This window comes from Pseudomonas sp. WS 5078, assembly GCF_012985745.1.
Taxonomy (GTDB): domain Bacteria; phylum Pseudomonadota; class Gammaproteobacteria; order Pseudomonadales; family Pseudomonadaceae; genus Aquipseudomonas; species Aquipseudomonas lundensis_A.
The window spans coordinates 302,573-328,277 of sequence record NZ_JAAQWX010000003.1 but is presented as its reverse complement, the minus strand read 5'-3'; the positions used below and the strand labels follow the sequence as shown (position 1 = coordinate 328,277).

The window sequence follows — 25,705 nt, the reverse complement described above, 5'->3', positions numbered from 1 at the left end:
CTATAGATAGCGGCTTCAACCACATCACCGTACTGCTCGACGAAGCCGTAGAGGCTCTCGCCGTACGTCCTGATGGATGCTATCTGGATGGCACCTTCGGTCGCGGCGGACATAGCCGTCTGATACTCCAGCATCTCGGTCCTCAGGGTCGCCTGCTCGGGTTTGATAAAGATCCACAAGCGATTGCCACAGGGCAAGCGCTGGCGGCCGAAGACGGCCGCTTTGTCATTGTGCAGCGTAGCTTTGCCGAAATGGGTGCTGAGGTTGCCGAGCGTGGGCTGGCCGGTAAAGTCAGCGGTGTCTTGCTGGACCTGGGCGTGTCATCGCCTCAGCTTGATGATCCGGAGCGTGGCTTCAGTTTCATGAACGACGGTCCGTTGGACATGCGCATGGACCCTTCCCAAGGTGTAAGCGCGGCTGAATTCGTCAACACTGCGTCCCGTGAAGAAATAGCCCGCGTCTTCAAAGAGTATGGTGAAGAGCGTCACGCATGGCGCATGGCAGGCGCAGTTGTGGATCGACGTGAAAGCAAGCCATTCGAGCGTACGGCTGACCTTGCAGAAGTCCTGAAGGTAGCCAACCCTGCGTGGGAAAAGGGCAAGAACCCGGCAACCCGTACGTTTCAGGGCTTGCGCATTCACGTCAATAACGAGTTGGGTGATCTGGAAGCGGGCCTTGAGGCGGCACTGGAGTCGCTGGAAATTGGCGGCCGTCTGGTCGTCATCAGTTTTCATTCCCTGGAAGACCGCATCGTCAAGCAGTTCATGCGCAAGCTGGTCAAGGGCGAGTCAGACAACCTTCCTCGCGACCTGCCTATTCAGCACGTTGCATTTGTTCCGAAAATCAAAATTCATGGCAAGGCACTGACTGCCTCCGATAAAGAGCTAAAAGCCAATCCGCGCTCGCGCAGCGCTGTCATGCGCGTTGCGGAGAAGCTTCGTTGAACAAGCTCTTTGCCAAGCCACTTCCCGGCGGAAGTTTCTTCATGCTGCTGCTGTTTATTGGCGTGCTGGTTTCGGCTGTCGGCGTTTCTTACAGCGCGCACTGGAATCGGCAATTGCTCAACACCCTGTATGGCGAATTGAGTGTGCGTGACAAAGCGCAGGCCGAATGGGGCCGTCTGATCCTTGAGCAAAGCACGTGGACGGCCCACAGCCGTATCGAAACCCTGGCCAGCGAACAACTGAAAATGCGCATTCCTGGCGCAGCAGAAGTTCGGATGGTGGCGCCATGATCAAACTCGAAGGCGCACTCTTCCCGTGGCGTTTTCGCTTGGTGCTGGCTTTGCTGGCACTGTTGGTAGGCGCGATCGCTTGCCAGATCATCTACCTGCAAGTGATCGACCACGACTTCCTTAAAGGTCAGGGCGACGCGCGCAGTGTTCGTCATATTCCGATACCTGCTCACCGTGGCCTGATTACCGATCGTAATGGCGAGCCGTTGGCGGTCAGTACGCCAGTGACCACGTTGTGGGCCAACGCCAAGGAAATGCAGGTTGCCAAAGATCGCTGGCCGGCTCTGGCCCATGCCCTGGGCCAGGATCCAAAGGTCCTGGCTGCGCGTCTTGAACAGCAAGCCAACAAAGAATTTATCTACCTGGTGCGGGGCCTGACCCCGGAGCAGGGGCAAGCCGTTCTCGACCTCAAGGTGCCAGGTGTTTATGGCATTGAAGAGTTCCGTCGCTTCTACCCGGCGGGAGAGGTGACTGCGCACATGGTCGGCTTTACGGATATCGACGACAAAGGCCGTGAAGGTGTCGAGTTGGCTTATGACGAGTGGCTGGCAGGTGTTGCGGGCAAGCGACAGGTCATCAAGGACCGACGTGGGCGACTGATCAAAGACGTGCAAGTGACCAAAAACGCCAAGGCAGGGAAGACCTTGGCGTTGTCGATTGACCTGCGCCTTCAATACCTGGCCAACCGTGAACTGCGCAACGCACTGGTCGAAAACGGTGCCAAGGCAGGCAGCCTGGTGATCATGGACGTCAAGACCGGCGAGATTCTGGCCATGGTCAATCAGCCTACGTACAACCCTAACAATCGTCGCAACCTGCAACCGGCGATGATGCGTAACCGCGCCATGATCGACGTGTTCGAGCCGGGTTCGACAGTGAAACCGATTTCGATGAGTGCTGCACTGGAAACCGGCCGCTGGAAGCCGACGGACAAGGTCGAGGTCTATCCCGGCACACTGCAGTTGGGCAAATACACCATTCGTGACGTATCACGTACCGAAGGCCCGATCCTCGACCTGACCGGCATTCTGATCAATTCCAGTAACGTGGGCATGAGTAAAGTCGCGTTCGATATCGGCGGAGAAGCTATTTTCCGTCAGATGGCGAAAATGGGGCTGGGGCAAGACACCGGGCTCGGCTTCCCCGGCGAGCGTGTCGGTAACCTGCCCAACTACCGCGAATGGCGCAAAGCTGAAACCGCTACTTTGTCGTATGGCTACGGGGTTTCGGTGACAGCCATCCAGCTGGTGCATGCGTTCTCGGCATTGGCCAACAACGGCAAACTCGCGCCGCTGACGCTGCTCAAAACTGACAAACCGGTACAGGCCACGCAGGTGATGCCCGAGCAAGTCGCAAAAACCGTGCAGGGCATGCTGCAAGAAGTGATCGAAAACCCGCGTGGTGTGTGGCGTGCCAAAGTGCCGGCTTACCATGTGGGCGGCAAATCAGGTACGGCGCGCAAAACGTCTTCTGGCGGCGTCAAAGGCTATGCCGTGAATTCCTATCGCTCACTGTTCGCAGGTTTCGGCCCGATGAACGACCCGCGTTACGCCATCGTGGTAGTGATCGACGAACCGAGCAAGGCAGGCTACTTCGGTGGTCTGGTATCGGCGCCGGTATTCAGCAAAGTCATGTCTGGCACCCTGCGCCTGATGAACGTCACGCCGGATAACCTGCCGACTGCGGCAGAGCAACAAGCAGCGGCGGCCGCTGCGGCAGCCAAAGGAGGGCGCGGCTAATGTCCTTGAGCCTGAACAAAATATTCCCCCACGCTGGTCACGATTTGCTGATCCGCGAGCTGACCCTTGATAGCCGGAACGTACGCGCAGGCGACCTGTTCCTTGCTGTGCCAGGCGGCAAGCTCGATGGCCGCGAACACATCGCGGATGCCTTAAGCCGAGGCGCAGCTGCTGTGGCGTATGAAGTGGATGGCGCTTCAGTGCTACCAATCACCTCGGTGCCGCTGATTCCGGTCAAAGGTCTTGCTGCACAATTGTCAGATATCGCCGGGCGCTTTTATGGCGAGCCAAGCCATCACCTCAACCTGGTGGGCGTCACCGGTACCAACGGTAAAACCAGCGTTACTCAATTGGTGGCGCAGGCGCTGGATTTGTTGGGCCAGCATTGCGGAATCGTCGGTACATTGGGCACTGGCTTTTATGGCGCGCTGCAAAGCGGACGGCACACAACGCCCGATCCGATTGCCGTGCAGGCCATGCTGGCTGATCTGAAAAAAGCCGGTGCAAAAGCGGTAGCGATGGAAGTCTCCTCCCATGGTTTGCATCAGGGGCGGGTCAGTGCATTGGCATTTGATGTGGCAGTCCTGACTAATCTGTCGCGCGATCATCTTGACTACCACGGCACCATGCAAGCGTATGCGCAGGCAAAAGCCCAGCTGTTTGCATGGCCGAACCTGCGGTGCCGGGTACTGAATCTGGATGATGCATTTGGTCGTGAACTCGCCGCTGAAAAGCATGATTCCCGACTGATTAGCTATAGCCTCGAAGACAGCAGTGCTTCTTTGTATTGCTACGACGCTACGTTTGACGATGACGGCGTGCGTGCCACGGTGAAAACCGCTCAAGGTGAGCATTTACTGCGCAGTACGCTGCTCGGTCGCTTCAACCTGAGCAACGTGCTGGCCGCTATCGGTGCTTTGATGGGCCTGGATTATCCGCTGGATGAAATTCTTAACGTGCTGCCAAAACTGGAAGGTCCGGTAGGCCGTATGCAGCGTTTGGGCGGTGGTTCCAAGCCATTGGTCGTGGTTGATTACGCACATACCCCTGACGCGCTGGAAAAAGTTCTGCTGGCCCTGCGTCCTCACGCAAAAGGGCAGTTGCAGTGCCTGTTTGGCTGCGGCGGTGATCGCGATCGCGGCAAGCGGCCGCTGATGGCTGAGGTGGTAGAGCGTTTGGCTGACACCGTTCTGGTCACCGACGATAACCCGCGTACTGAAGACCCCGCGCAGATTTTCAATGACATCCGCGCCGGATTTGCCGATGAGGCCAACGTCACCTTCGTTGCCGGGCGTGCTGAAGCCATTGCGCAGATCATTGCTCAATCCAGTGCTGATGACGTGATCGTGCTGGCGGGTAAAGGTCACGAGGACTATCAGGAAATCAATGGCGAACGTCATGATTTCTCCGATCTTGTAGAAGCCGAAAATGCCTTGCTCGCTTGGGAGGCCGCCCATGCTTAAGCCTCTATTGTTGAGCGAAGTCTGTGCGGCACTTAACGGTCGTCTGGTTGAGGCTGATGCGACCTTTAACGGTGTCAGCATTGACAGTCGTGCAATTACCAGAGGGCAGTTGTTTATTGCCTTAACGGGCCCGCGTTTTGACGGGCATGACTACTTGAACGAAGTGGCGGCCAAGGGCGCTGTAGCCGCACTGGTCGAGCGGGAAGTACCTGAGTCAGCCTTGCCCCAATTGATCGTTAGAGACACACGCGTCGCGTTGGGTCAATTGGGTGCGTTGAACCGTGCTGGCTACGACAAGCCGGTGGCAGCGATTACAGGTTCCAGCGGCAAAACCACGGTCAAGGAAATGCTCGCGTGCATCCTGCGCACGCGCGGGCCGGTGTTGGCAACCAAAGGTAATTTGAATAACGACCTCGGCGTTCCGCTTACCTTGATGGAGCTGGCGCCCGAGCACACAGCGGCAGTGATCGAACTGGGCGCATCGCGTCTGGGCGAAATCGCCTACACCGTCAGCTTGACCCGCCCCCACGTGGCCGTGCTTAACAATGCTGGCACAGCCCATGTCGGTGAATTTGGCGGCCCGGATAAAATTGTCGAAGCCAAAGGCGAAATCATCGAAGGGCTGGCGGCCGATGGCGTCGCGGTGCTCAATCTTGATGACAAGGCATTCGGCATCTGGAAGGCCCGTGCCGGTGAGCGCAAGGTTCTCACGTTCGCCTTGAGCAATGCTCAAGCGGATTTCCATGCCAGCCAATTGACCCGTGATGCGCGTGGTTGCCCAGGGTTTACTTTGCACAGCCCGGCGGGCGTGGAGCAGGTTCAGCTCAACCTGTTGGGCAGTCATAACGTAGCCAATGCCCTGGCTGCAGCGGCAGCCGCTTATGCGTTGGGCGTTTCACTGTTTGGCATCGTTTCCGGGTTAAACGCGGTGCAACCGGTCAAGGGGCGAGCAGTGGCTCAACTGACCCCTGCCGGACTACGAATTATTGATGACACTTACAACGCAAACCCCACCTCAATGTGCGCTGCCGTTGATATACTCGCCGCCTTTTCCGGCCGCACCGTTCTGGTGCTCGGAGATATTGGCGAGCTGGGTGAGTGGGCGGAGCAAGGACATCGTGAAGTAGGCGCTTATGCCGCCGACAAGGTTTCAGCGCTCTATGCGGTGGGGCCAATGATGGCTCATGCCGTCGCTGCATTTGGACACCAGGCTCGTCACTTCGCCAATCAGGCTGACCTGATCAAGGCGCTTCGCGCTGAGCACGAAACAAACACCACTATTTTGATCAAGGGCTCGCGTAGCGCTGCGATGGAAAACGTCGTTGCGGCGCTGTGCGGTTCCAGCGGGGAGAAACATTAATGCTGCTGCTGCTAGCGGAGTATCTGCAACAGTTCTACAAGGGCTTCGCGGTCTTCCAGTACTTGTCCCTGCGGGGAATTCTGGGCGTACTGACCGCGCTGTCTCTGTCACTGTGCCTTGGGCCGTGGATGATCCGCACCCTGCAAAACCGCCAAATCGGCCAATCTGTGCGTAACGACGGGCCGCAATCGCATTTGTCGAAATCCGGCACCCCGACCATGGGCGGTGCGTTGATTCTGTCCGCCATCACCATCAGCACCTTGCTGTGGGCAGACCTGAGCAACCGTTACGTGTGGGTCGTGATGTTGGTCACCCTGCTGTTCGGGGCCATTGGCTGGGTCGACGACTACCGCAAGGTGATCGAGAAAAACTCCCGCGGCCTTCCGAGCCGCTGGAAGTACTTCTGGCAATCGGTATTCGGTCTGGGTGCAGCGATCTTCCTGTATATGACGGCACCAAGCGCGGTCGAAACTACCCTGATCTTGCCGATCCTCAAAGATGCCAGCATTCCGCTGGGCATTGGCTTTGTGGTGCTGACGTATTTCGTGATCGTCGGCTCCAGCAACGCCGTCAACCTGACTGACGGCCTCGATGGCCTGGCAATCATGCCGACGGTGATGGTGGGCGGTGCACTGGGCATCTTCTGCTACCTGTCGGGTAACGTGAAATTTGCCGATTACCTGTTGATCCCTTATGTGCCGGGGGCCGGTGAACTGATCGTATTCTGCGGCGCATTGATCGGCGCCGGTCTTGGGTTTCTGTGGTTCAACACGTACCCGGCCCAAGTCTTCATGGGCGACGTCGGCGCACTGGCGCTGGGTGCCGCACTGGGGACCATCGCCGTGATTGTGCGTCAGGAAATCGTGCTCTTCATCATGGGCGGGGTGTTCGTGATGGAAACCCTGTCCGTGGTGATCCAGGTCGCGTCCTTCAAGTTGACCGGTAAACGTGTATTTCGCATGGCGCCGATTCACCACCACTTTGAACTCAAAGGCTGGCCTGAGCCGCGCGTGATCGTCCGTTTCTGGATCATCACCGTGATTCTTGTGTTGATCGGCCTTGCCACATTGAAGCTGAGGTAGAACCTGTGTCTCTGATCGCTTCTGACCACTTCCGCATTGTTGTCGGCCTCGGCAAGAGCGGCATGTCCCTGGTGCGCTTCCTGGCGCGTCAGGGCGTGTCATTTGCCGTTGCCGACACGCGGGAAAATCCACCGGAGCTGGCCACGTTGCGCCGTGACTACCCGCAAGTGGAAGTGCGTTGTGGCGAGTTGGATGTCGAGTTCCTGTGCCGGGCGGATGAGCTGTACGTCAGCCCCGGTCTGGCACTGGCCACCCCGGCATTGCAAGCAGCGGCTGCACGGGGCGTGAAGTTGTCGGGCGACATCGACCTGTTCGCGCGTAACGCAAAAGCGCCCATCGTTGCAATCAGTGGCTCCAACGCCAAGAGCACGGTAACCACGCTGGTTGGCGAAATGGCTGCAGCGGCAGGCAAGCGCGTGGCGGTCGGCGGCAACCTCGGCATGCCTGCACTCGACCTGCTCAGCGACGACGTTGAGTTGTACGTGATGGAACTGTCGAGCTTCCAGCTTGAAACGACCCATCAGTTGGGGGCTGAAGTGGCCACCGTGCTCAATGTCAGCGAAGACCATATGGACCGATACAGCGGCTTGCCCGCGTATCACTTGGCCAAGCACCGGATCTTCCGGGGTGCTCGCCAAGTGGTGGTCAATCGTCAGGATGCGCTGACCCGCCCGTTGATGAGTGACGGCCTGCCGTGCTGGACGTTCGGTCTGGGCGCGCCGGACTTCAAAGCGTTCGGTTTGCGTGAAGAAAACGGCGAAAAATACCTCGCGTTCGAATTTCAAAACCTCATGCCTGTGCGTGAACTGAAAGTGCGCGGTGCGCACAATCAGGCAAACGCGCTTGCTGCTTTGGCACTGGGCCACGCAGTGGGGCTGCCGTTCGACGCGATGCTGTCGAGCTTGCGTAATTTCACCGGCCTTGAGCATCGCTGCCAGTGGGTACGCGAGCTTGAGGGCGTGAGTTACTACAACGATTCCAAGGCTACCAATGTCGGCGCTGCGTTGGCCGCTATCGATGGTCTGGGCATGGACATGGACGGCAAGCTCGTTCTGATCGCCGGGGGCGACGGCAAAGGTGCCGACTTTAGCGGTTTGCGTGACTCCGTGACCAAATACTGCCGTGCCGTGGTCCTGATCGGGCGTGATGCCAGCCTGATAGCCGATGCGCTGGGCGATGCCATTCCCCAGGTGCGTGCCGCTTCGCTGGATGAGGCGATCGCCCAATCCCGCGCCCTGGCCCAATCCGGTGATGCTGTTTTGTTATCGCCAGCCTGCGCCAGTTTCGACATGTTCAAGAACTACGAAGAGCGCGGGCAGTTGTTCGCCCGCGCAGTGGGGGCCCTGGCATGATCTTCGGCGTCCTCAAACCCTATCCTTCACCGCTGATCACGGGCCGTGGCATTGACCTCGACTTCCCGCTGCTTGCCGGTTGCCTGGCATTGCTGGGCCTGGGTCTGGTCATGATCACCTCGGCATCGTCCGAAGTGGCAGCGTTGCAATCGGGCAACACGCTCTACCACATGATTCGCCACCTGTTTTACATCGTACTCGGGCTCGGCGCCTGCATCTTGACCATGATGGTCCCGATTGCGACATGGCAGCGTTGGGGCTGGATGTTGTTGGTTGGTGCGTTTGGCCTACTGGTCATGGTGCTGGTGCCCGGAATTGGCCGTGAGGTCAACGGCTCCATGCGCTGGATCGGGTTCAGTTTTTTCAACGTTCAGCCTTCTGAAATTGCCAAGGTTTTCGTTGTGATTTATCTGGCCGGTTACCTGGTACGCCGACAGAAAGAAGTCCGCGAAAGCTGGATGGGCTTTTTCAAACCGTTCATCGTGCTGCTGCCTATGGCTGGCCTGTTGCTGATGGAACCCGACTTCGGTGCCACCGTCGTGATGATGGGGGCAGCTGCCGCCATGCTGTTTTTGGGTGGCGTTGGTCTTTTCCGCTTTGCCCTGATGGTGGCACTCGCGGTGGGGGCGGTGTTCGTGCTGGTTCAGGCGCAACCCTACCGGATGGCACGTTTGATCACCTTTACCGACCCCTGGTCTGACCAGTTTGGCTCGGGCTACCAGCTGACACAGGCGCTGATTGCATTTGGTCGTGGCGAATGGTTCGGCGTCGGTCTGGGCAACAGCGTTCAGAAGCAGTTTTACCTGCCCGAAGCCCATACGGACTTCGTGTTCTCGGTACTGGCCGAAGAGCTGGGCGTGGTCGGTTCGCTCCTCACTGTGGCCTTGTTCGTGTTTGTCTGCGTGCGCGGGATGTACATCGGGATGTGGGCCGAGCGCGCCAAGCAATATTTCGCTGCTTATATGGCGTACGGTTTGTCCTTCCTGTGGATCGGACAATTCCTGATCAATATCGGGGTGAACGTTGGTTTGCTGCCAACCAAAGGGTTGACGCTACCGTTCCTCAGTTATGGCGGCAGTTCATTGGTGATTTGCTGCGTGTGCATGGGATTGTTGCTGCGTATTGAGTGGGAAAGTCGTACCCACTTGGGCAGCGAAGACACCGAGTTTAAAGAAAGCGACTTCGCAGAGGAACCGAACCATGGGCGCTAATGTGCTGATCATGGCGGGCGGCACCGGCGGACACGTGTTCCCGGCTTTGGCCTGTGCGCGCGAATTTGAAGCCCGTGGTTACACCGTGCACTGGCTCGGTACACCGCGCGGTATCGAAAACGAACTGGTAGAACCCGCCGGTTTCACCTTGCACCGGATCAACGTCACCGGCCTGCGTGGCAAGAGCAAGCTGTCGTTGCTCAAAGCGCCATTTGTGTTGCTCAAGGCATTGATGCAAGCGCGCGCCATCATTCGCCAGCTAAAGCCGGTGTGCGTGCTGGGGTTTGGCGGGTATGTGACCGGCCCCGGCGGCCTGGCCGCCAAAACGTGTGGCGTTCCTGTGATCATCCACGAACAAAACGCTGTGGCCGGCACCGCTAACCGCCTGCTGTTACCGATGACGCAGCGCGTGCTCGAAGCCTTCCCGGAAACCTTTGAGCCTTCAGACAAACGCCGCACCACCGGCAACCCGGTGCGTACTGAACTGTTTTCACTGGCCCCGCGCGCGCCACTGCACGGGCGCAAGGCGCGTTTGCTGGTCTTGGGTGGCAGCTTGGGGGCTGAGCCGCTGAACAAATTGCTGCCTGAAGCGCTGGCTCTCGTACCGGCCGAGGTGCGCCCTGAGGTGTTCCATCAGGCCGGTAAACAACACGACCAACTGACCGCCGAGCGTTACCACGCGGTCGGCGTGGAGGCTCAAGTTCAGCCTTTTATTAAAGACATGGCCCACGCTTATGGCTGGGCCGACCTGGTGGTTTGTCGCGCAGGCGCGTTGACCGTCAGTGAACTGGCTGCGGCCGGTCTGCCCTCGCTGCTGGTGCCCTTGCCCCACGCGATCGACGACCACCAGAGCCGTAATGCCGACTTTTTGGCTCGGGAAGGCGCGGCTTTCCTGATGCCACAAGCGACGACTGGCGCAGCCGATCTGGCTGCACGCCTGACAGAGGTTTTGATGCAACCGGAACGACTGAACAGCATGGCGACCAATGCTCGCCGCTTGGCCAAACCTGATGCGACCCGCAATGTTGTCGATATCTGCCTGGAGGTGGCCCATGGTTGAGAATCAAAAAGCCATGCCGCAACCGGAAATGCGCCGTATCCGGCGTATCCACTTTGTCGGTATCGGCGGCGTGGGCATGTGCGGTATCGCTGAAGTGTTGCTGAACCTGGGCTATCAGGTGTCAGGCTCCGACCTGAATGCATCGCCTGTGACCGAACGCCTTGAATCTTTTGGCGCACACATTTTTATCGGCCACCGCGCTGAAAACGCGGCCAACGCCGATGTACTGGTGGTGTCGAGTGCCGTCAATACGTCAAACCCGGAAGTGGCGAACGCGCTTGAGCGTCGTATTCCGGTCGTGCCGCGTGCCGAGATGCTGGCTGAACTGATGCGCTACCGTCACGGCATTGCCGTTGCCGGTACGCACGGCAAAACCACCACCACCAGCCTGTTGGCCTCTGTGTTTGCCGCCGGTGGGCTGGACCCGACATTTGTGATCGGTGGTCGGCTGAATGCAGCTGGCACCAATGCACAATTGGGCACCAGCCGCTACCTGATTGCTGAAGCGGACGAAAGCGATGCCAGCTTCCTGCATTTGCAGCCGCTGGTCGCTGTGGTCACCAACATTGATGCTGACCACATGGCGACCTACGAGGGTGACTTCAACAAGCTGAAGAAAACTTTCGTCGAATTCCTCCACAACCTGCCGTTTTATGGCTTGGCGGTGCTGTGTCTGGACGACCCGGTCGTGCGTGAAATCCTGCCGCTGGTCAAGCGTCCGACCGTGACTTATGGCTTCAGTGAAACCGCTGACGTGCGTGCAATCAATGTGCGCCAGCAGGGCATGCAGACGTTCTTCACCGTACTGCGCCCGGACCGTGAGCCATTGGATGTCTCGGTCAACATGCCGGGCAACCATAACGTGCTGAATGCGCTGGCAACCATCTGCATTGCCTGCGATGAAGGCATCAGCGATGACGCCATTGTTCAGGGGCTGTCGGGCTTCCAGGGTGTGGGCCGCCGTTTTCAAGTCTATGGCGAGCTGCCCGTTGAAGGCGGCAGCGTAATGCTGGTCGACGACTATGGCCACCATCCGACTGAAGTTGCCGCCGTGATCAAAGCCGTTCGTGGCGGCTGGCCTGAGCGTCGTCTGGTGATGGTTTACCAGCCACACCGTTTCAGCCGCACCCGTGACCTGTACGACGATTTCGTGCAAGTGCTGGCCGATGCCAACGTGCTGTTGCTGATGGAAGTCTATCCGGCGGGCGAAGAACCGATCCCGGGTGCTGACAGTCGTCAGTTGTGCCACAGCATCCGTCAACGCGGTCAGTTAGACCCGATCTACATTGAGCGCGGCGTTGAGCTGGCGCCGATCGTCAAGCCGCTGTTGCGCGCGGGCGACATTCTGTTGTGCCAGGGCGCGGGCGATATCGGGCGTCTGGCACCGCAACTAATTAAAAGTCCGTTGTTTGCCGGTGCCACCGTGGCAGCCAGCGAAGGGAAGTTGAAATGACTGCAGCCTACGCCAACCTGTTTTCGACCATTGCACCCGCAGACTTCGGCCGCGTAGCGGTGCTGTTCGGCGGCAAAAGCGCTGAGCGTGAAGTTTCGCTCAAGTCAGGCAATGCCGTATTGAGCGCGCTGCAAAGCGCCGGAGTGGATGCGTTCGGCATTGACGTGGGTGATGATTTCATCAGCCGTATCACTCAAGAAAAAATCGACCGTGCGTTCATCATTTTGCACGGCCGTGGCGGCGAAGACGGCAGCATGCAGGGCCTGCTGGAATGCCTGGGCATTCCTTACACCGGCAGCGGTATCCTGGCGTCTGCCCTGGCGATGGACAAGTTGCGCACCAAACAGGTGTGGCACAGCCTCGGTATTCCGACCCCGCGTCATGCCGTATTAAGCACCGAAGCCGATTGTATTTCTGCAGCGAAGGAACTGAGCTTCCCTTTGATCGTCAAACCGGCCCATGAAGGTTCAAGTATCGGTATGGCCAAAGTGAACAGCGTTGAGGAATTGATCAGCGCTTGGGCCGACGCCAGTAAGTACGATTCGCAAGTGTTGGTTGAACAATGGATCTCGGGTCCCGAGTTCACCATCGCCACCCTGCGTGACCAAGTGTTGCCTCCGATTGCCTTGGGCACCCCGCATACGTTCTACGACTACGACGCCAAATACGTGGCCAACGATACCCAGTATCGCGTGCCATGCGGTCTCGACAGTGCCAAGGAGCAAGAACTCATGGACCTCACGGCAAAAGCCTGTGAGGCGATCGGTATTGCCGGTTGGGGACGCCTGGACGTGATGCAGGACACCGACGGTCAATTCTGGCTGCTGGAAGTCAACACCGCGCCGGGCATGACCGATCACAGCTTGGTGCCGATGGCGGCCAAGGCTGCCGGTCTCGATTTTCAACAGTTGGTGCTGTCGATTCTGGCAGCCAGTGTAGAGCCGCGAGGTTAAGTCCATGCAAGGCGCCCAGCATCGCCAGCCACCCCTCGCTCCCGGCCGCAAGCCGGTGCCGCGTGGCGCGAGCCGAATGGTGGCGAAAGAGCCGATGTCGGCGCGCCTGCCAAAAGCCAATTTCGGCTTTTTGAAGGCGCTGTTCTGGCCGGTGTTGCTGGTGGCGTTGGGTTTCGGTACTTACGAAGGCGCACAACGGCTCATGCCGTACGCGGACCGGCCGATTACTAACGTCAACGTGCAGGGCGACCTGACCTACATCAGCCAGCAGGCCGTGCAACAGCGCATCGCACCTTACATTGCGGCGAGCTTTTTCACGGTCGACCTTGAAGCCATGCGCACCGAGCTGGAACAGATGCCGTGGATTGCCCATGCCGAAGTGCGACGGGTCTGGCCGGATCAAGTGGTGATCCGTCTTGAAGAGCAATTGCCGGTGGCGCGGTGGGGCGATGAAGCTCTGCTGAACAACCAGGGGCAGGCCTTCACCCCGCGTGAGTTGGCCAATTACGAACATTTGCCGCAGCTGTTCGGCCCTCAGCGGGCTCAGCAGCAAGTGATGCAGCAGTATCAGGTGTTGAGCCAGATGCTGCGTCCGATGGGCTTCTCCATAGCCCGGCTGGAACTGCGTGAACGCGGTAGCTGGTTCCTGACAACAGGGGCCGGCAGTGCAGGGCCAGGGATCGAGCTGCTGTTGGGGCGCGATCACTTGGTAGAGAAAATGCGTCGCTTCATAGCCATCTATGAAAAAACGCTGAAAGAACAGATTACGAACATAGCGCGCATTGATTTGCGTTATGCCAACGGATTGGCCGTCGGCTGGCGGGAACCTGTGGCACCCACGATAGCCCAACCCGCTGTCGCGAAGAATTAAGAAGAGGCAGGACCCATGGCAAATGTGCAAAGCGGCAAAATGATCGTCGGCCTGGATATCGGCACCTCCAAGGTGGTTGCGCTGGTAGGCGAAGTCGCGGCCGACGGCCAACTCGAAATCGTTGGTATCGGCACCCATCCATCCCGTGGCCTGAAGAAGGGCGTGGTGGTGAATATCGAATCCACCGTGCAGTCGATCCAGCGCGCAGTGGAAGAAGCGCAGTTGATGGCGGGCTGCCGTATCCACTCGGCGTTCGTCGGCGTGGCGGGCAATCACATTCGCAGCCTGAACTCCCACGGCATCGTGGCAATCCGGGACCGTGAAGTCAGTTCGGCCGACCTTGAGCGCGTGCTTGATGCTGCCCAGGCAGTGGCTATTCCGGCAGACCAGCGCGTACTGCACACCTTGCCGCAGGACTACGTGATCGATAACCAGGAAGGCGTTCGTGAGCCACTGGGCATGTCGGGCGTGCGTCTGGAAGCCAAGGTCCACGTGGTGACATGCGCCGTGAATGCGGCGCAAAACATCGAGAAGTGTGTACGTCGTTGTGGCCTCGAGGTGGACGACATCATCCTTGAGCAATTGGCGTCGGCTTACTCAGTACTGACCGATGACGAAAAAGAGCTGGGCGTGTGCCTGGTCGATATCGGCGGCGGCACCACGGACATCGCGATCTTCACCGAAGGGGCGATCCGTCATACTGCGGTGATCCCTATTGCTGGCGATCAAGTGACCAACGACATCGCGATGGCGTTGCGCACACCGACCCAGTACGCCGAAGAAATCAAGATCCGCTACGCCTGCGCGCTGGCCAAGCTGGCAGGCGCCGGTGAAACCATCAAAGTGCCAAGCGTGGGTGATCGTCCACCGCGCGAGCTGTCGCGCCAGGCCCTGGCCGAAGTGGTCGAGCCCCGTTACGAAGAGCTGTTCAGCCTGATTCAGGCCGAACTGCGCCGCAGCGGTTACGAAGATTTGATCCCGGCGGGCATCGTCCTGACAGGAGGCACTTCGAAGATGGAAGGCGCGGTCGAGCTGGCCGAAGAAATCTTCCACATGCCTGTGCGTCTGGGCGTGCCACACAGTTTCAAAGGGTTGGCCGATGTTGTGCGTAACCCGATTTACTCCACGGCTGTGGGCTTGCTGCAATACGGGCTGCAAAAACAGTCCGATGGCATTTCTCTGTCGGGATTAGGCAGCCGCGACAGTTACAGCAGTGAAGAACAGAAAGCCCCTGTCCTTGAGCGCCTTAAGCGTTGGGTGCAGGGCAATTTCTAAGCAACAAACGATTTACCAGCAGTAGAAGTAGGCGAAAAAAACTAGAGAAGGTAAGGAGAGGGAAAATGTTCGAACTCGTAGACAACATCCCGCAAAGCCCGGTAATCAAGGTTATCGGTGTTGGTGGTGGCGGTGGCAATGCTGTTAACCATATGGTTAAGAGCAACATCGAAGGCGTTGAATTCATCTGCGCCAACACGGACGCCCAAGCGCTGAAAAGCATTGGCGCCCGTACCATCCTGCAATTGGGCACAGGCGTAACCAAAGGCCTGGGTGCCGGTGCGAACCCTGAAGTTGGCCGTCAGGCTGCTCTTGAGGACCGCGAGCGCATCGCTGAAGTGCTGCAGGGCACCAACATGGTGTTCATCACCACGGGCATGGGCGGCGGTACCGGTACCGGTGCTGCACCGATCATTGCCGAAGTAGCCAAGGAAATGGGGATTCTCACCGTTGCGGTGGTGACCCGTCCATTCCCGTTCGAAGGCCGCAAGCGCATGCAGATCGCTGACGAAGGTATTCGTCTGCTGTCCGAAAGCGTTGACTCGTTGATCACGATTCCGAACGAAAAACTGCTCACCATCCTCGGTAAGGACGCCAGCCTGCTGTCGGCTTTCGCCAAGGCCGATGACGTACTGGCGGGTGCCGTTCGCGGTATCTCCGACATCATCAAGCGTCCGGGCATGATCAACGTCGACTTTGCCGACGTGCGCACTGTGATGAGCGAAATGGGCATGGCAATGATGGGCACTGGCTGCGCCAGCGGTCCTAACCGTGCACGCGAAGCGACCGAAGCGGCCATCCGTAACCCGTTGCTCGAAGACGTGAACCTGGAAGGCGCTCGTGGCATTCTGGTGAACATCACTGCCGGTCCAGACCTGTCGCTGGGTGAATACTCTGACGTGGGTAGCATCATCGAAGCGTTCGCTTCCGAGCACGCGATGGTCAAGGTCGGTACCGTAATTGATCCTGACATGCGCGACGAACTGCACGTGACCGTTGTTGCGACCGGTCTGGGTGCGAAAATCGAGAAGCCGGTCAAGGTGATCGACAACACGGTTCAAGCGTCGTACGCCGCTTCTTCGGCTCAAGCCGCTGCTGCACGTCAGGACGTTCGTCAAGAAACCCGCCAGGAGCTGCCAACGGTTAACTACCGTGACCTGGACCGTCCGACCGTGATGCGTAATCAGGCCCAGCAAGGCGCGACAACCGCTGCCAAGCTCAATCCTCAAGACGATCTGGATTACCTGGACATCCCGGCTTTCCTGCGTCGACAGGCTGATTAATGAAATCAATCAGGGGGATTAAGGTGATTGGTGTTCAGCAAAGGCTCGGTCTGCTATTATCGCCAGCCTTTGTTGATACCAGTTCGCAATTTGCGCTGAAGCGGCCAATGCCATGATTAAACAACGCACCCTGAAAAATATTATCCGTGCCACAGGTGTCGGCCTGCACTCCGGTGAGAAGGTCTACCTGACCCTCAAGCCTGCGCCTGTGGACACCGGCATCGTGTTTTGTCGTGCAGACCTTGACCCTGTGGTGCAGATTCCTGCTCGCGCGGAAAACGTCGGCGAGACAACCATGTCGACCACGTTGGTCAACGGCGATACCAAAGTAGACACGGTAGAGCACTTGCTCTCGGCCATGGCTGGCCTGGGGATCGATAACGCCTACGTCGAACTCTCCGCGTCTGAAGTCCCTATCATGGACGGTAGCGCAGGACCTTTCGTATTTTTGATTCAATCTGCCGGCCTGGAAGAACAGGACGCGCCGAAGAAATTCATCCGTATCCTGCGTGAAGTGACAGTGGAAGATGGCGACAAGCGCGCCACTTTCGTCCCTTTCGAAGGCTTCAAGGTGACTTTCGAGATCGATTTCGATCACCCGGTTTTCCGTAATCGCACACAAAGTGCAAGCGTGGATTTCTCAAGCACTTCGTTTGTTAAAGAAGTCAGCCGCGCCCGTACCTTTGGCTTCATGAGTGACATTGAGTACCTGCGCAAGCACAACCTCGCACTCGGTGGCAGCGTGGAAAACGCAATCGTTGTCGACGCGGACGGTGTACTGAACGAAGACGGTCTTCGCTATGAAGACGAGTTCGTGAAGCACAAGATCCTCGACGCCATTGGCGACCTCTACCTGTTGGGCAATAGCCTGATTGGCGAGTTCAAGGGCTTCAAGTCTGGCCATGCACTGAACAACCAGCTGCTTCGCAAGCTGATTGAGCAGAAAGATGCATGGGAAGTCGTGACCTTTGAAGATGCCAGCACAGCACCGATTTCGTATATGCGTCCGGTTGCGGCAGTTTAAGTAAAACTTCTTTCTCTAGTTTTTGAAGGCCACCCTCGGGTGGCCTTTTTTATGCGCCTGAACCGGGTGCACAGACCGAATGGCCGGAAGGTGTTGCCAGTGACGCCATGTGTTCAACTGGGGTTGCGGGCTTTCGGTATTTACGCGCATAGGTGCGGCTTAGAGGCCTTCAATACCTTTTAAAGGAATACGTGACCGCATGCCCAGCGTGCGGCAGGGTGGGTTCAAGAGCCGCCAGCGGTATGGCCACTGACCACACAGTTACGACCATTTTTCTTGGCTTGATACAGCGCCTGATCGGCACAGCGTAGAAATTGGGCCTGAGAGTCATCGGGGGTTACCCATTGTGTACAGGTGCCGAGGCTGGCCGTGAGCCGCATACCATCGGGGGTGATGGAGGGCAGTTGTTCGATGCTGCGACGGATGTGTTCAGCCAGTTGCACGGCGCCCTCCGGGTGAGTGTCAGCCAGCACCATGGCAAATTCTTCGCCTCCATAGCGTGCCACCAGATCGGTGGAGCGGCGCACGAACGTCTTGAGTGTCTTGCCGACCAACCGCAATGCTTCATCACCGCACTGATGGCCGTACGTGTCATTGAAAGATTTGAAATGATCGACGTCGATCATAATTAATGACAGCGGATTGCCGGTACGTTGCGCCCGTTTCCATTCGCTATTGAGTGTTTCGTCCAGCTTGCGGCGGTTGGCCAGCTCAGTGAGCGGGTCCGTTCGGATCAGCGCCTCCAATTCCTGTTCAACGTTGCGCCGCAGACGCAGCTCGCGCCCCAGCAGCAAGGTCAGGACCAACAACGTGATGCCCAACCCCAGCGTGCCGCCACCGACCAGAATGGCGTTGCGCCGCCAACTGCCAAATACATCTTCAGTGGCCAGCGAAACCACTACCACCAACGGCAGTTGCCCGACTTCCGAGAAACTGTAGAGCTTTTCTTGCCCGTGCTTGCCAGAAACCGCGATAAAGCTACCTTTATGTTCCCTCAACAAACGGCTGAAAATCGGATCCTGGCTGAGGTCAACGTGGGTGCGTTCACGGCGGGGTTGCTGAGTGAGCAGCGTGCCATCGGTATTGATCAGGCTGATGGTGCTGTGGTCACCCAAGTCCAGTTTTTGAAACAGTGACTGGAAATAGTCCACTTTCATTTGTGCGATCGCCACCCCCTGGAAGGTGCCATCGGCAGCAGAAATACGTCGGCTGAAGCTGACGCAGCAAAACCCCTTATTTTCGTTAGAAGGGAAGGGATCGGAGATCAACAGAGCTGCACTCTTTGAGTCGCGATGCTCTATGAAGCTTTTCCAGTGGCTGAGGTTTTTACCGGGCGCGTAATCTGTCCGGGAGCTGGCAACTAGATCGCCCTGAGCGTTTAGCAGGAAAAATCCGTCGTTATCCGGGGTGTCCTCAGCTTTATCGAACAGCAACATTTGCTTAAGAGGCTGGGGAAGGTCGTTCAAGTCACGGCGCTTAGACACGCGAATCAATGCGCTCAATGCCGAGTCATACTGATCCACCGTGTTTTGAACGTCGCGGTCAATCAGGCGCACGATATTAAGCGAGGTGCGGATGGCCGACAGTTCGATGCTGCGATGTTCACGTATTAACAAAATCGCATTGATGCTCAAAATGGCGAGGACGCACACCGTCATGGCAATCGATAACCAGCGGTGGGTGATCAGACGCTCAGGCGGTAAACGGGTTGTTGCCATGCTTCTGTCACCCTCGATACAGCCTGTGAGTGGGCGTACTGCCCACAAAAAAGCCAGCATGAAGGCTGGCTTTAATTCAGGCTTTAGAACACATCAAGAGGATAGTCGATGATCACGCGGTATTCATCGACATTGCTATCGACCGCCTGATACGCATCGTTGCCGCGGTTGGCCGACCAGCGCAGGGCAACGCCCAGGTCTTTCGCCGGGCCTTCCTGCAGCACGTACTTGATGGTCAGGTCGCGCTCCCAGTGTTTGGCATGCTTGCCGTCAGCGTTGTACCAGTTGCCATAGCCGACGCTGTTGGGGTCGACCTTGGTCAGGTCGAGTTCACCACGCGAATACGAAATCATGGAGGTTAGCCCCGCCACGCCCACGCCAGCAAAGTCATATTCGTATTGCAGTTTCCACGAGCGCTCATTCGGGCCGTTGAAGTCCGAATACTGCTGCGAATTATCCAGATAAACACTGTCGCCTTGATAGATGTAGTCAAACGGCGTATTGCCATTGACCCGTTGGTAGACGGCCGTGACTGTATGGCCGGCGACTGCCACCGCGAAGTGCAGGCTGAAGGTGTTGTTGTCGATGTCACCTAGCAGTGCCTTGCCTGTGTCCTGCGTGTGATAGAAGTGCAGCCCGGGGTTCAGGCTGATGCTTTCGTTCAGGGCGTAGGTGTAATCCAGATCGTAGTAGTACTGGTTCCAGATGTCTTGCAACTCGGCTGCATAGAGGTTGCTGGTGAGCTCTGGTACGCCGCTCCACGAGGCACCCGCCCAGTTCATGTGCTTGCTGCTCTGGCCGTCGAGGTTGCCATACATGGTTGTCAGGCGACGCATGCCGCTCTGGTTGTAAGGTTTTTCGAAGCTGACCTGGCCGCCCTCGAACATCCAGCCGTCAATGCTGCGATTGGTTAATGTCACGCCACGGAAGGTCTGCGGCAACATGCGGGTCTCGCCACCGGCGATTACCGGGTTGGTGAGGAACATGTCGCCCGCTTTCAGCTCAGTGTCAAACGCGCGCATCTTGAGCGCTGCACCGGCAGATGAAAACGCGGTAGGCGCTTTGCCATTACCGTCACTGACCGGCAGGATGCTGCTGCCGTCGGTGCCACCACCGCCGTCGAGTTTCAGGCCGAGCATGCCATAGGCGTCCAGTCCGAAGCCCACGACACCTTGGGTAAAGCCCGACTCGAACCGACCTATAAACCCTTGGCCCCACTCTTTGCTGTCATCCGCCTTCGGGCTGCGAATATCGTGGTTCATGTAGTAGTTGCGAAAATGCAGCTTGAGGCTTGAGCCTTCGATAAACCCGTCTTTGGACGTTTCGTCCTCTGCTTGAGCCAGCGCAGGGATCGTTGCAGCCAGCGCGAGGAATAGCGGACTAAACTTGAGTGCGTTCTTCACCGGTAAATTGCTCCTTTTGGGTGACGGCAGTTTTTATTTTCTTCAGAAATTCGCGTTCTTGTTCAAACACGTCATGCGCTGCGACGGTTTTTTTCAAACAAAAAAAGCCGCTATAGTAGCGGCTTTTGAAACAATCAGTCACATCTAAAGGCTGTGGCTGATTGGGTCGGGAAGACTTCAGGTGGTGTATCAGCTGTCCTTGACGTCATCGCTGTCGCTGGCTTTAACCTGTGTTTGCTGAGGCTTTGCCTCATGTTGGTGGTTGGCGGTGAGTTCTTTTTGGTGTTGCTCGAAGGCGGCTGCGCGGGCTGCATTTTGTGCAACGAACGCCGGCGATTCTTCCGCCATGGCCAAAGGCGACAACAACAAAGACGACAAAGCGAAAACGCTGGCCATACCCATACTGCTGGACATTTCAAAAACCTTCTTGCTGTGCAAGTTCTGTGTGGTGCGATCAAAATATAGGCAACCCCGGCCTCGAAAAAGCCCTGCTCTGGATAAGGACTTTTGCGTTTTGAGTAACAAACGTTGGAGGTGTTGAGATAGAGCGTCCGCTCGATTCTTTGCATTGAGACAGTTCGTCGCCATTGACGATTAGCGCAGATAGGGATTGAGTGCGAAGCAGTATCAACATAAACACGGCTTCACAAAAGATACGCCCATTGTCAGGCTGACCCTTGCTTCAGTTGTCCGTAAAGGCATGACAAAAAGAGGGGAGACAATAACAGTTGATGCCTGCCGTAAGCCCGTTTTAGAAGTTTAAGTGTCGAGTATTACCGCGTTTAAAAAACGCTGAACCTAGGAACTCCCGAAGCCCCATAACTGTTTACCCCGTAAATAGCGACTGTGTAGTTTTTGTCAGGTTGGATGTTATGTAAGTTCACGCCAATGCTCGTGCCCATAGTGTGTACTAAGGGGTGTGATATTAAGCCGTCTTCTGTGACTATAAAGTACGCTATGATTATGTAGCGTGCGTGCTGTATGAAGTTCCATGTGAGTTCGGCGGTATTATAGTCAGTGCGAATGACTTGGAGCACATTGCCATTTGTAGGAGGCAAGTCTTGTGTGTCTTTCTTGGACGTGTCTCCTGAAAAAGAAACAGTATCCGAAAGGTTGTTGTTTGTGTCGACAGCATACACAGATACAGTGTATGGGATGTTTTTTTTCAGAGGGTGGACTATGTAGTGATATCCCAGTAGTGGATACGCAATTTTTTGTATCTCAACATCATTGATAGTAACGATGTAGTGGTCAATGTTAACGTTGTCAGACGACAGATTGAAAAAAACGAGAAGATTTCCATTCCTGGTACTGTAGGATGCAGTGAGGTGTAATGGAGGCGTTGGGTTCTCTTGGTCGTCACCAGCATTGGCGTGCATCAGTGTATTGTTGGTGTAAGATCTTAATCCCTCGGTTCCATAGGCATTGATACCCCAGACGAAAACATGGTATGGCTTTTGCGGTGTTAAATCATAAAATGTGTACTTGAGTTCACTTCCTGAATAGAAGACTTCATTTATCGGAGGGCCGATAATTGTCCCTTCCTTATGAGCGGTTCCGTCCTCCACATCTTGGGTGTCGTAAAGATGGATTTTATACTTCACTATATCCCTTGAACCTGACCACGTGGTGGAGCCTGAAGTGCGTGATTCGCGGGTGACCTTTTGGTATCCGATGGGCTCAGGTGTATAGCCCCCATTTCCCCTTGTATTGCCTGTTAAATAAACGGCAGTAGACTGATTGTTATCCTGATCTGTGCAGTACAGTGTCAGGGTGAAATCCAGTGATAAAGGCAGTGGGAAGGTGAAATGACTTCCGTAAATGGTTTCTTGATGTAGTTCAATACGGGTTTCGATCAAGAGTGTATGAAATACGGTTCCGCTCCTTGCCTCACCTTCAATGTACGAAATATAGACTGTTTGAGTGACTGGGTTGTAAGTGTATTGGAGCTTGGACGGTGCAGTAGGGGGGGAGGTTATAGGTCGATAGGCCTCTACACGCCTGATCGAATAGTCGCCATAGATTTCATAACTGTTGATTGCCCGTACAGCTATCTGGTAGGCATCGTAGCTTGGCAGGTTTTCAAAATAGGTTCCATTTGCCCAGCGAGTAACAATTTTTGTTTGAAGCGGTTCGCTGACAGGGACGCCGTCGACAATATCCCTCTCTTCAAAAATTTGAACTTCAAAACAGTCGACCCTTTGGCCCTGATTCCAATATATTGCACACGCGAACTTATCATACCGCTGGGTCCCCGTTATACCGGGCGTTACAGGTTTTTCCTCCGCTGTCAGTGGGTCGAAGGTGCCAAGGGTGTGGGTTAACGGGGCGGAATAGTTACCTGCAAAGTCGACCCCGTAGACTTTTAATTTATAACAGGTGTCCGGCATGAGGGTGAGTTCTATTGTTTGAAGTTCGGTGTGCTGATTTTCTATTTTTACTTCTTGCCCGTCATCGATAGTGTAGGTGTGGTGAGTGGCAGCGTAATTATCAGTGGGTTTTATGAATAAGAAAAAACAGGTCATCCATGGCCTCACATAGAAGGCATGGTCAAACTCGGGAGGGGAGGGGGGGATGGTATCACGTGCTCTTTCGCCCTTGTAGATATTCGCTTGTATGCAGTTAAAGACGATGGGCGTCTTTTCAAGAAAATCCACGTTGACGATGTTGCTATTAATGAGTGTTTTTTCATCGGGGTGGAGTTTGTTATTGGTAAAACCTGATAAGTTGAGGGGGGCGTAGGTTGCTGAGGTGTTGGTAACTTGTAGCGACCACATGTCAGGCTTGAAAAGTTCGATGGTGTGCTTGTCAATGAATGCGTCGAGTTCATTCATTGAAGGTGCTTCTTTCCCTATCTTATAGTGAGGAATATTATTCCAGCACTCAGGGTGAACGCCGAATTGATACGCCGAGATAATAATGTTACAACCAGGGTAGTTAGACTGTATTTCAGCAAGTGTTAAATTACGCGCGGCGCGTGGCAAAATTTTTACCGTGCCGTTTGTACCTGTAAAGCCATTGATTAGCTGTAGAAATACTTCGAGATAGTCGCTCTCTGTGAAGCTGTCGAGGTCGTGGAAATTCAGAATGACAATTTCATTTTTTCTAGTCGCGTAGTCTTGCCTGAAAAAATTATTGCAGTCATTAATAAGCCCACTTAGGGAACGTTTTGATAGCGCTCCATTATGGCTAAAAAAAATGCCCTCAATGCCGTGCTTTAGACGTACATCGAGCACACGGGCTCCTTGTAAAAGCTGGAATAAAAAAGTGTCATTCTGGCAAGCTGTCCAGCCCTCTTCTATGCCGCTGACCGCTTTTTTATCCATGCCGGAGTTATGGGTAGAAGGCAGCGATAGAAGGTGTAACTTTAGGGGCGCAAGAAAGTAGCTTAGGTCTGTCATCCAGGTCGATGGCGAGTAATCAGCCTTCAAGTCCGATAATAAATTCATGACGCGTTACTCTCTTTTGATCGCCACAAAAAGCTACAACGGAACACACAATGATCCTACTGTCAGTTTTGATAGGTACACGTGCTGGTCAGCTCTTGTCAGGGAAACTCCGAATCGGCCCCTATGCGTGCTTAAATACAGTCTAATCACCTGACCCGAACCCTTCATGAGTCAGATGAGCGTGTCCGACTTCGAATACGTCGGGAAAAGTAAGTAAGCTCGCCGCGAACAGTTCCTGGCCGAGATGGATCAGGTTGCGCCTTGGAGCGGCCTATTGAGGCTGATCAAACCCTATTGCCCGAAGGCAGGCGGTGGTCGCAAACCCTAGCAGCAAGGTAACCAGGCTGCGCATTCATCTGCTGAAAAGCGGATCCTCTCTGAGCGACCCGGCGATGGAAGAGGCGCTTTATGAAATCACGCCCATGCGCCAGTTCGCGCGTCTGAGCCTGATCGCGCCGATCTCCGAAAACACTGCGACCAGAACTTTCGGCACTTGCTGGAAAAGCATAAGTTGGCCCCTGCGATCCTCGCGGTCATCAACGATTATTTGCGGGAAAAGGGCCTTTCTCTACGTCAGGGCACCCTCGTCGATGCGACGGTCATTCACGCACCCAACTCGACCAAACACGAGCGCGGTAAACACGATCCGGAGATCCATCAAACCAAAAAATTAACCAGTATTTCTTTGACGTGAAGGCCCGTATCGGTGCCGACGATGGGTTTGGGCTGGTTCACCATGTTCACGGCACGGCGGCGAATGTAAGCGATGTCACCCAGTTTGCCTAACTGCTTCACGGCAAGGAAAACACGGTCTATGCCGATGCGGGCTACACCGGTGTCGAGATGTGTGAAGAGCATGAGAATCGCAAAGTGGCTTGGCAGATCCCCGCGCGGCGCCGCACCTATCCCAGGCTGAGTAAACGCAGCGTGCTTTAAAAGGCCAAGCGCAAAATCGAGTACCTCTACGCCCAGACGCGGGCTAAGGTTGAACATCCATTTCGGGTGATTGAACGTCAGTTCGGTTGTGTGAAAGTACACTTTCGCGAGCTGATGAAAAGCCCAGCCAATCGTTGCACGCAGGGCGTTTCGCGATAGTCAGTGCTGATCGCCGTGGTTTTTTCAACTTGCGGCACACATGCGGCAAGTTGAGCGGAGCTTACTTAGGTGAACAACGTCACGGTGTAAGTCGGTGTGTACGTGTTCAGTGTGCTCCAACCTGATCGAGCCTGCCCTTGATTGAGGCCTCATTCAGCGACCTGCCCCCCCTCGCGCGAAATTTCGATCACTGACCGTAGTACTAAAATCCTGTCCCTACATATAAAGAAAACAGGTTTTTGGCCGATGCCCTAGTTATTAGAGAGGTGCGTCCCGTGCGTCTCTAGGCGGGGGGCTATTGATGAAAGTATTCGCGCTGGGCTTGGCGGCATGTGTGTTGTGCGGGCTTTCCAATGAGGCAGTGTCTGAAACGGTTGCCATGAGTGGTGTCATCAAGTTTCAAGGCGAGATTGTGGAAGCAGGGTGTGAGCATGGTCGATTGGGGGCTGTGGATTATGGCGACAAAACCCAATTGATCGATGTCGCGCCCAATGTAGTGTTGGCGGTGAATATGGCGAGCAATGCCTGCCGAACGGGGCAGCTACCGTTTGTCGCGTCCTATCAGAAGCTAAACACCCCGGCCTACCGTAAAGAACAAGGGGTGCACAACGGCGTGGTGACTATTTCATACCTCTGAGTGCAACGCGGGGCGAGGATGGCAGGTATACTGCGCGGCTTTC

Annotated in this window: 20 protein-coding genes and 1 pseudogene; 17 read left to right on the top strand and 4 right to left on the bottom strand. The window is 56.0% G+C overall.

Going from position 1 to position 25,705, the window contains the following annotated elements; translation table 11 throughout:
• The first annotated feature begins 2 nt into the window (after nt 1-2).
• The 15 genes from rsmH to lpxC all read left to right on the top strand — a co-directional run bounded on the left by rsmH (nt 3) and on the right by lpxC (nt 17,360).
• Entirely contained in the window at nt 3-944 is a 942-nt protein-coding gene (gene rsmH, locus HBN68_RS06855; protein ID WP_094993107.1) for a 16S rRNA (cytosine(1402)-N(4))-methyltransferase RsmH, read from the top strand.
• Nucleotides 941-1,234 (top strand): cell division protein FtsL, encoded by a 294-nt coding sequence (ftsL, locus tag HBN68_RS06850; protein WP_019823808.1) that lies wholly within the window; start codon nt 941-943, stop codon nt 1,232-1,234. Before rsmH ends, ftsL begins: the two co-directional genes overlap by 4 nt.
• Nucleotides 1,234-2,973, top strand: a complete 1,740-nt coding sequence (locus HBN68_RS06845; protein ID WP_169963343.1) for a penicillin-binding protein 2 — start codon at nt 1,234-1,236, stop codon at nt 2,971-2,973. Before ftsL ends, HBN68_RS06845 begins: the two co-directional genes overlap by 1 nt.
• Nucleotides 2,973-4,436, top strand: a complete 1,464-nt coding sequence (locus HBN68_RS06840; RefSeq protein ID WP_169963088.1) for a UDP-N-acetylmuramoyl-L-alanyl-D-glutamate--2,6-diaminopimelate ligase — start codon at nt 2,973-2,975, stop codon at nt 4,434-4,436. Before HBN68_RS06845 ends, HBN68_RS06840 begins: the two co-directional genes overlap by 1 nt.
• Nucleotides 4,429-5,796: a UDP-N-acetylmuramoyl-tripeptide--D-alanyl-D-alanine ligase gene (gene murF, locus HBN68_RS06835; protein ID WP_169963090.1), complete on the top strand. Its 1,368-nt coding sequence runs from the start codon at nt 4,429-4,431 to the stop codon at nt 5,794-5,796. Before HBN68_RS06840 ends, murF begins: the two co-directional genes overlap by 8 nt.
• Complete coding sequence (gene mraY / locus HBN68_RS06830; RefSeq protein WP_047273782.1) at nt 5,796-6,878, top strand: phospho-N-acetylmuramoyl-pentapeptide-transferase; 1,083 nt, start codon at nt 5,796-5,798, stop codon at nt 6,876-6,878. The genes murF and mraY overlap by 1 nt, the downstream gene beginning before the upstream one ends.
• 5 nt (nt 6,879-6,883) lie before the next feature.
• Nucleotides 6,884-8,230: a UDP-N-acetylmuramoyl-L-alanine--D-glutamate ligase gene (gene murD / locus HBN68_RS06825; protein ID WP_094993051.1), complete on the top strand. Its 1,347-nt coding sequence runs from the start codon at nt 6,884-6,886 to the stop codon at nt 8,228-8,230.
• Nucleotides 8,230-9,441, top strand: coding sequence for a putative lipid II flippase FtsW (gene ftsW / locus HBN68_RS06820; protein WP_169963345.1), 1,212 nt, complete (start codon nt 8,230-8,232; stop codon nt 9,439-9,441). Before murD ends, ftsW begins: the two co-directional genes overlap by 1 nt.
• Nucleotides 9,431-10,501, top strand: a complete 1,071-nt coding sequence (murG, locus tag HBN68_RS06815) for an undecaprenyldiphospho-muramoylpentapeptide beta-N-acetylglucosaminyltransferase (protein ID WP_169963092.1) — start codon at nt 9,431-9,433, stop codon at nt 10,499-10,501. The genes ftsW and murG overlap by 11 nt, the downstream gene beginning before the upstream one ends.
• On the top strand, nt 10,494-11,954 hold the full coding sequence (murC, locus tag HBN68_RS06810) for a UDP-N-acetylmuramate--L-alanine ligase (protein WP_094993054.1): 1,461 nt from the start codon (nt 10,494-10,496) through the stop codon (nt 11,952-11,954). The genes murG and murC overlap by 8 nt, the downstream gene beginning before the upstream one ends.
• Entirely contained in the window at nt 11,951-12,907 is a 957-nt protein-coding gene (locus tag HBN68_RS06805; protein ID WP_094993055.1) for a D-alanine--D-alanine ligase, read from the top strand. The genes murC and HBN68_RS06805 overlap by 4 nt, the downstream gene beginning before the upstream one ends.
• A gap of 4 nt (nt 12,908-12,911) precedes the next feature.
• Nucleotides 12,912-13,778, top strand: coding sequence for a cell division protein FtsQ/DivIB (locus tag HBN68_RS06800; protein ID WP_047278891.1), 867 nt, complete (start codon nt 12,912-12,914; stop codon nt 13,776-13,778).
• A gap of 15 nt (nt 13,779-13,793) precedes the next feature.
• Complete coding sequence (ftsA, locus tag HBN68_RS06795) at nt 13,794-15,053, top strand: cell division protein FtsA (protein WP_094993056.1); 1,260 nt, start codon at nt 13,794-13,796, stop codon at nt 15,051-15,053.
• Nucleotides 15,054-15,118: 65 nt separating this feature from the next.
• Nucleotides 15,119-16,336, top strand: a complete 1,218-nt coding sequence (ftsZ, locus tag HBN68_RS06790; protein ID WP_094993057.1) for a cell division protein FtsZ — start codon at nt 15,119-15,121, stop codon at nt 16,334-16,336.
• 112 nt (nt 16,337-16,448) lie between these two features.
• Nucleotides 16,449-17,360 (top strand): UDP-3-O-acyl-N-acetylglucosamine deacetylase, encoded by a 912-nt coding sequence (lpxC, locus tag HBN68_RS06785; protein WP_047273792.1) that lies wholly within the window; start codon nt 16,449-16,451, stop codon nt 17,358-17,360.
• Between the two features lie 224 nt (nt 17,361-17,584).
• Here the strand turns inward: lpxC and HBN68_RS06780 are convergent, their stop codons facing one another.
• The 4 genes from HBN68_RS06780 to HBN68_RS06765 all read right to left on the bottom strand — a co-directional run bounded on the left by HBN68_RS06780 (nt 17,585) and on the right by HBN68_RS06765 (nt 23,930).
• Nucleotides 17,585-19,078 carry a GGDEF domain-containing protein gene (locus HBN68_RS06780; protein WP_169963094.1) on the bottom strand — a complete coding sequence of 498 codons (1,494 nt, stop codon included), beginning with the start codon at nt 19,076-19,078 and terminating at the stop codon, nt 17,585-17,587.
• An 83-nt stretch (nt 19,079-19,161) separates the two neighbouring features.
• Nucleotides 19,162-20,481, bottom strand: a complete 1,320-nt coding sequence (locus tag HBN68_RS06775; protein ID WP_094993058.1) for an OprD family porin — start codon at nt 20,479-20,481, stop codon at nt 19,162-19,164.
• Between the two features lie 189 nt (nt 20,482-20,670).
• The gene (locus HBN68_RS06770; RefSeq protein WP_094993059.1) at nt 20,671-20,895 is read right to left on the bottom strand and encodes a hypothetical protein; all 225 of its coding nucleotides are present in this window, start codon (nt 20,893-20,895) and stop codon (nt 20,671-20,673) included.
• A gap of 368 nt (nt 20,896-21,263) precedes the next feature.
• Nucleotides 21,264-23,930 (bottom strand): hypothetical protein, encoded by a 2,667-nt coding sequence (locus HBN68_RS06765; RefSeq protein ID WP_169963096.1) that lies wholly within the window; start codon nt 23,928-23,930, stop codon nt 21,264-21,266.
• Between the two features lie 235 nt (nt 23,931-24,165).
• On the opposite strand from HBN68_RS06765, the pseudogene HBN68_RS06760 reads away from it, so the two are divergent.
• Both HBN68_RS06760 and HBN68_RS06755 read left to right on the top strand, forming a co-directional pair.
• Nucleotides 24,166-25,025: pseudogene (locus tag HBN68_RS06760) on the top strand (IS5 family transposase).
• Between the two features lie 301 nt (nt 25,026-25,326).
• The gene (locus tag HBN68_RS06755; RefSeq protein WP_094993063.1) at nt 25,327-25,662 is read left to right on the top strand and encodes a hypothetical protein; all 336 of its coding nucleotides are present in this window, start codon (nt 25,327-25,329) and stop codon (nt 25,660-25,662) included.
• Nucleotides 25,663-25,705 lie beyond the last annotated feature (43 nt).

Coding starts and splice junctions, on each gene's coding strand:
- HBN68_RS06840 (WP_169963088.1), top strand. CDS start 2,973: ATGTCCTTGAGCCTGAACAAAATATTCCCCCACGCTGGTCACGATTTG.
- murF (WP_169963090.1), top strand. CDS start 4,429: ATGCTTAAGCCTCTATTGTTGAGCGAAGTCTGTGCGGCACTTAACGGT.
- mraY (WP_047273782.1), top strand. CDS start 5,796: ATGCTGCTGCTGCTAGCGGAGTATCTGCAACAGTTCTACAAGGGCTTC.
- murG (WP_169963092.1), top strand. CDS start 9,431: ATGGGCGCTAATGTGCTGATCATGGCGGGCGGCACCGGCGGACACGTG.
- murC (WP_094993054.1), top strand. CDS start 10,494: ATGGTTGAGAATCAAAAAGCCATGCCGCAACCGGAAATGCGCCGTATC.
- HBN68_RS06805 (WP_094993055.1), top strand. CDS start 11,951: ATGACTGCAGCCTACGCCAACCTGTTTTCGACCATTGCACCCGCAGAC.
- HBN68_RS06800 (WP_047278891.1), top strand. CDS start 12,912: ATGCAAGGCGCCCAGCATCGCCAGCCACCCCTCGCTCCCGGCCGCAAG.
- ftsA (WP_094993056.1), top strand. CDS start 13,794: ATGGCAAATGTGCAAAGCGGCAAAATGATCGTCGGCCTGGATATCGGC.
- ftsZ (WP_094993057.1), top strand. CDS start 15,119: ATGTTCGAACTCGTAGACAACATCCCGCAAAGCCCGGTAATCAAGGTT.
- lpxC (WP_047273792.1), top strand. CDS start 16,449: ATGATTAAACAACGCACCCTGAAAAATATTATCCGTGCCACAGGTGTC.
- HBN68_RS06780 (WP_169963094.1), bottom strand. CDS start 19,078: ATGGCAACAACCCGTTTACCGCCTGAGCGTCTGATCACCCACCGCTGG.
- HBN68_RS06770 (WP_094993059.1), bottom strand. CDS start 20,895: ATGTCCAGCAGTATGGGTATGGCCAGCGTTTTCGCTTTGTCGTCTTTG.
- HBN68_RS06765 (WP_169963096.1), bottom strand. CDS start 23,930: ATGAATTTATTATCGGACTTGAAGGCTGATTACTCGCCATCGACCTGG.
- HBN68_RS06755 (WP_094993063.1), top strand. CDS start 25,327: ATGAAAGTATTCGCGCTGGGCTTGGCGGCATGTGTGTTGTGCGGGCTT.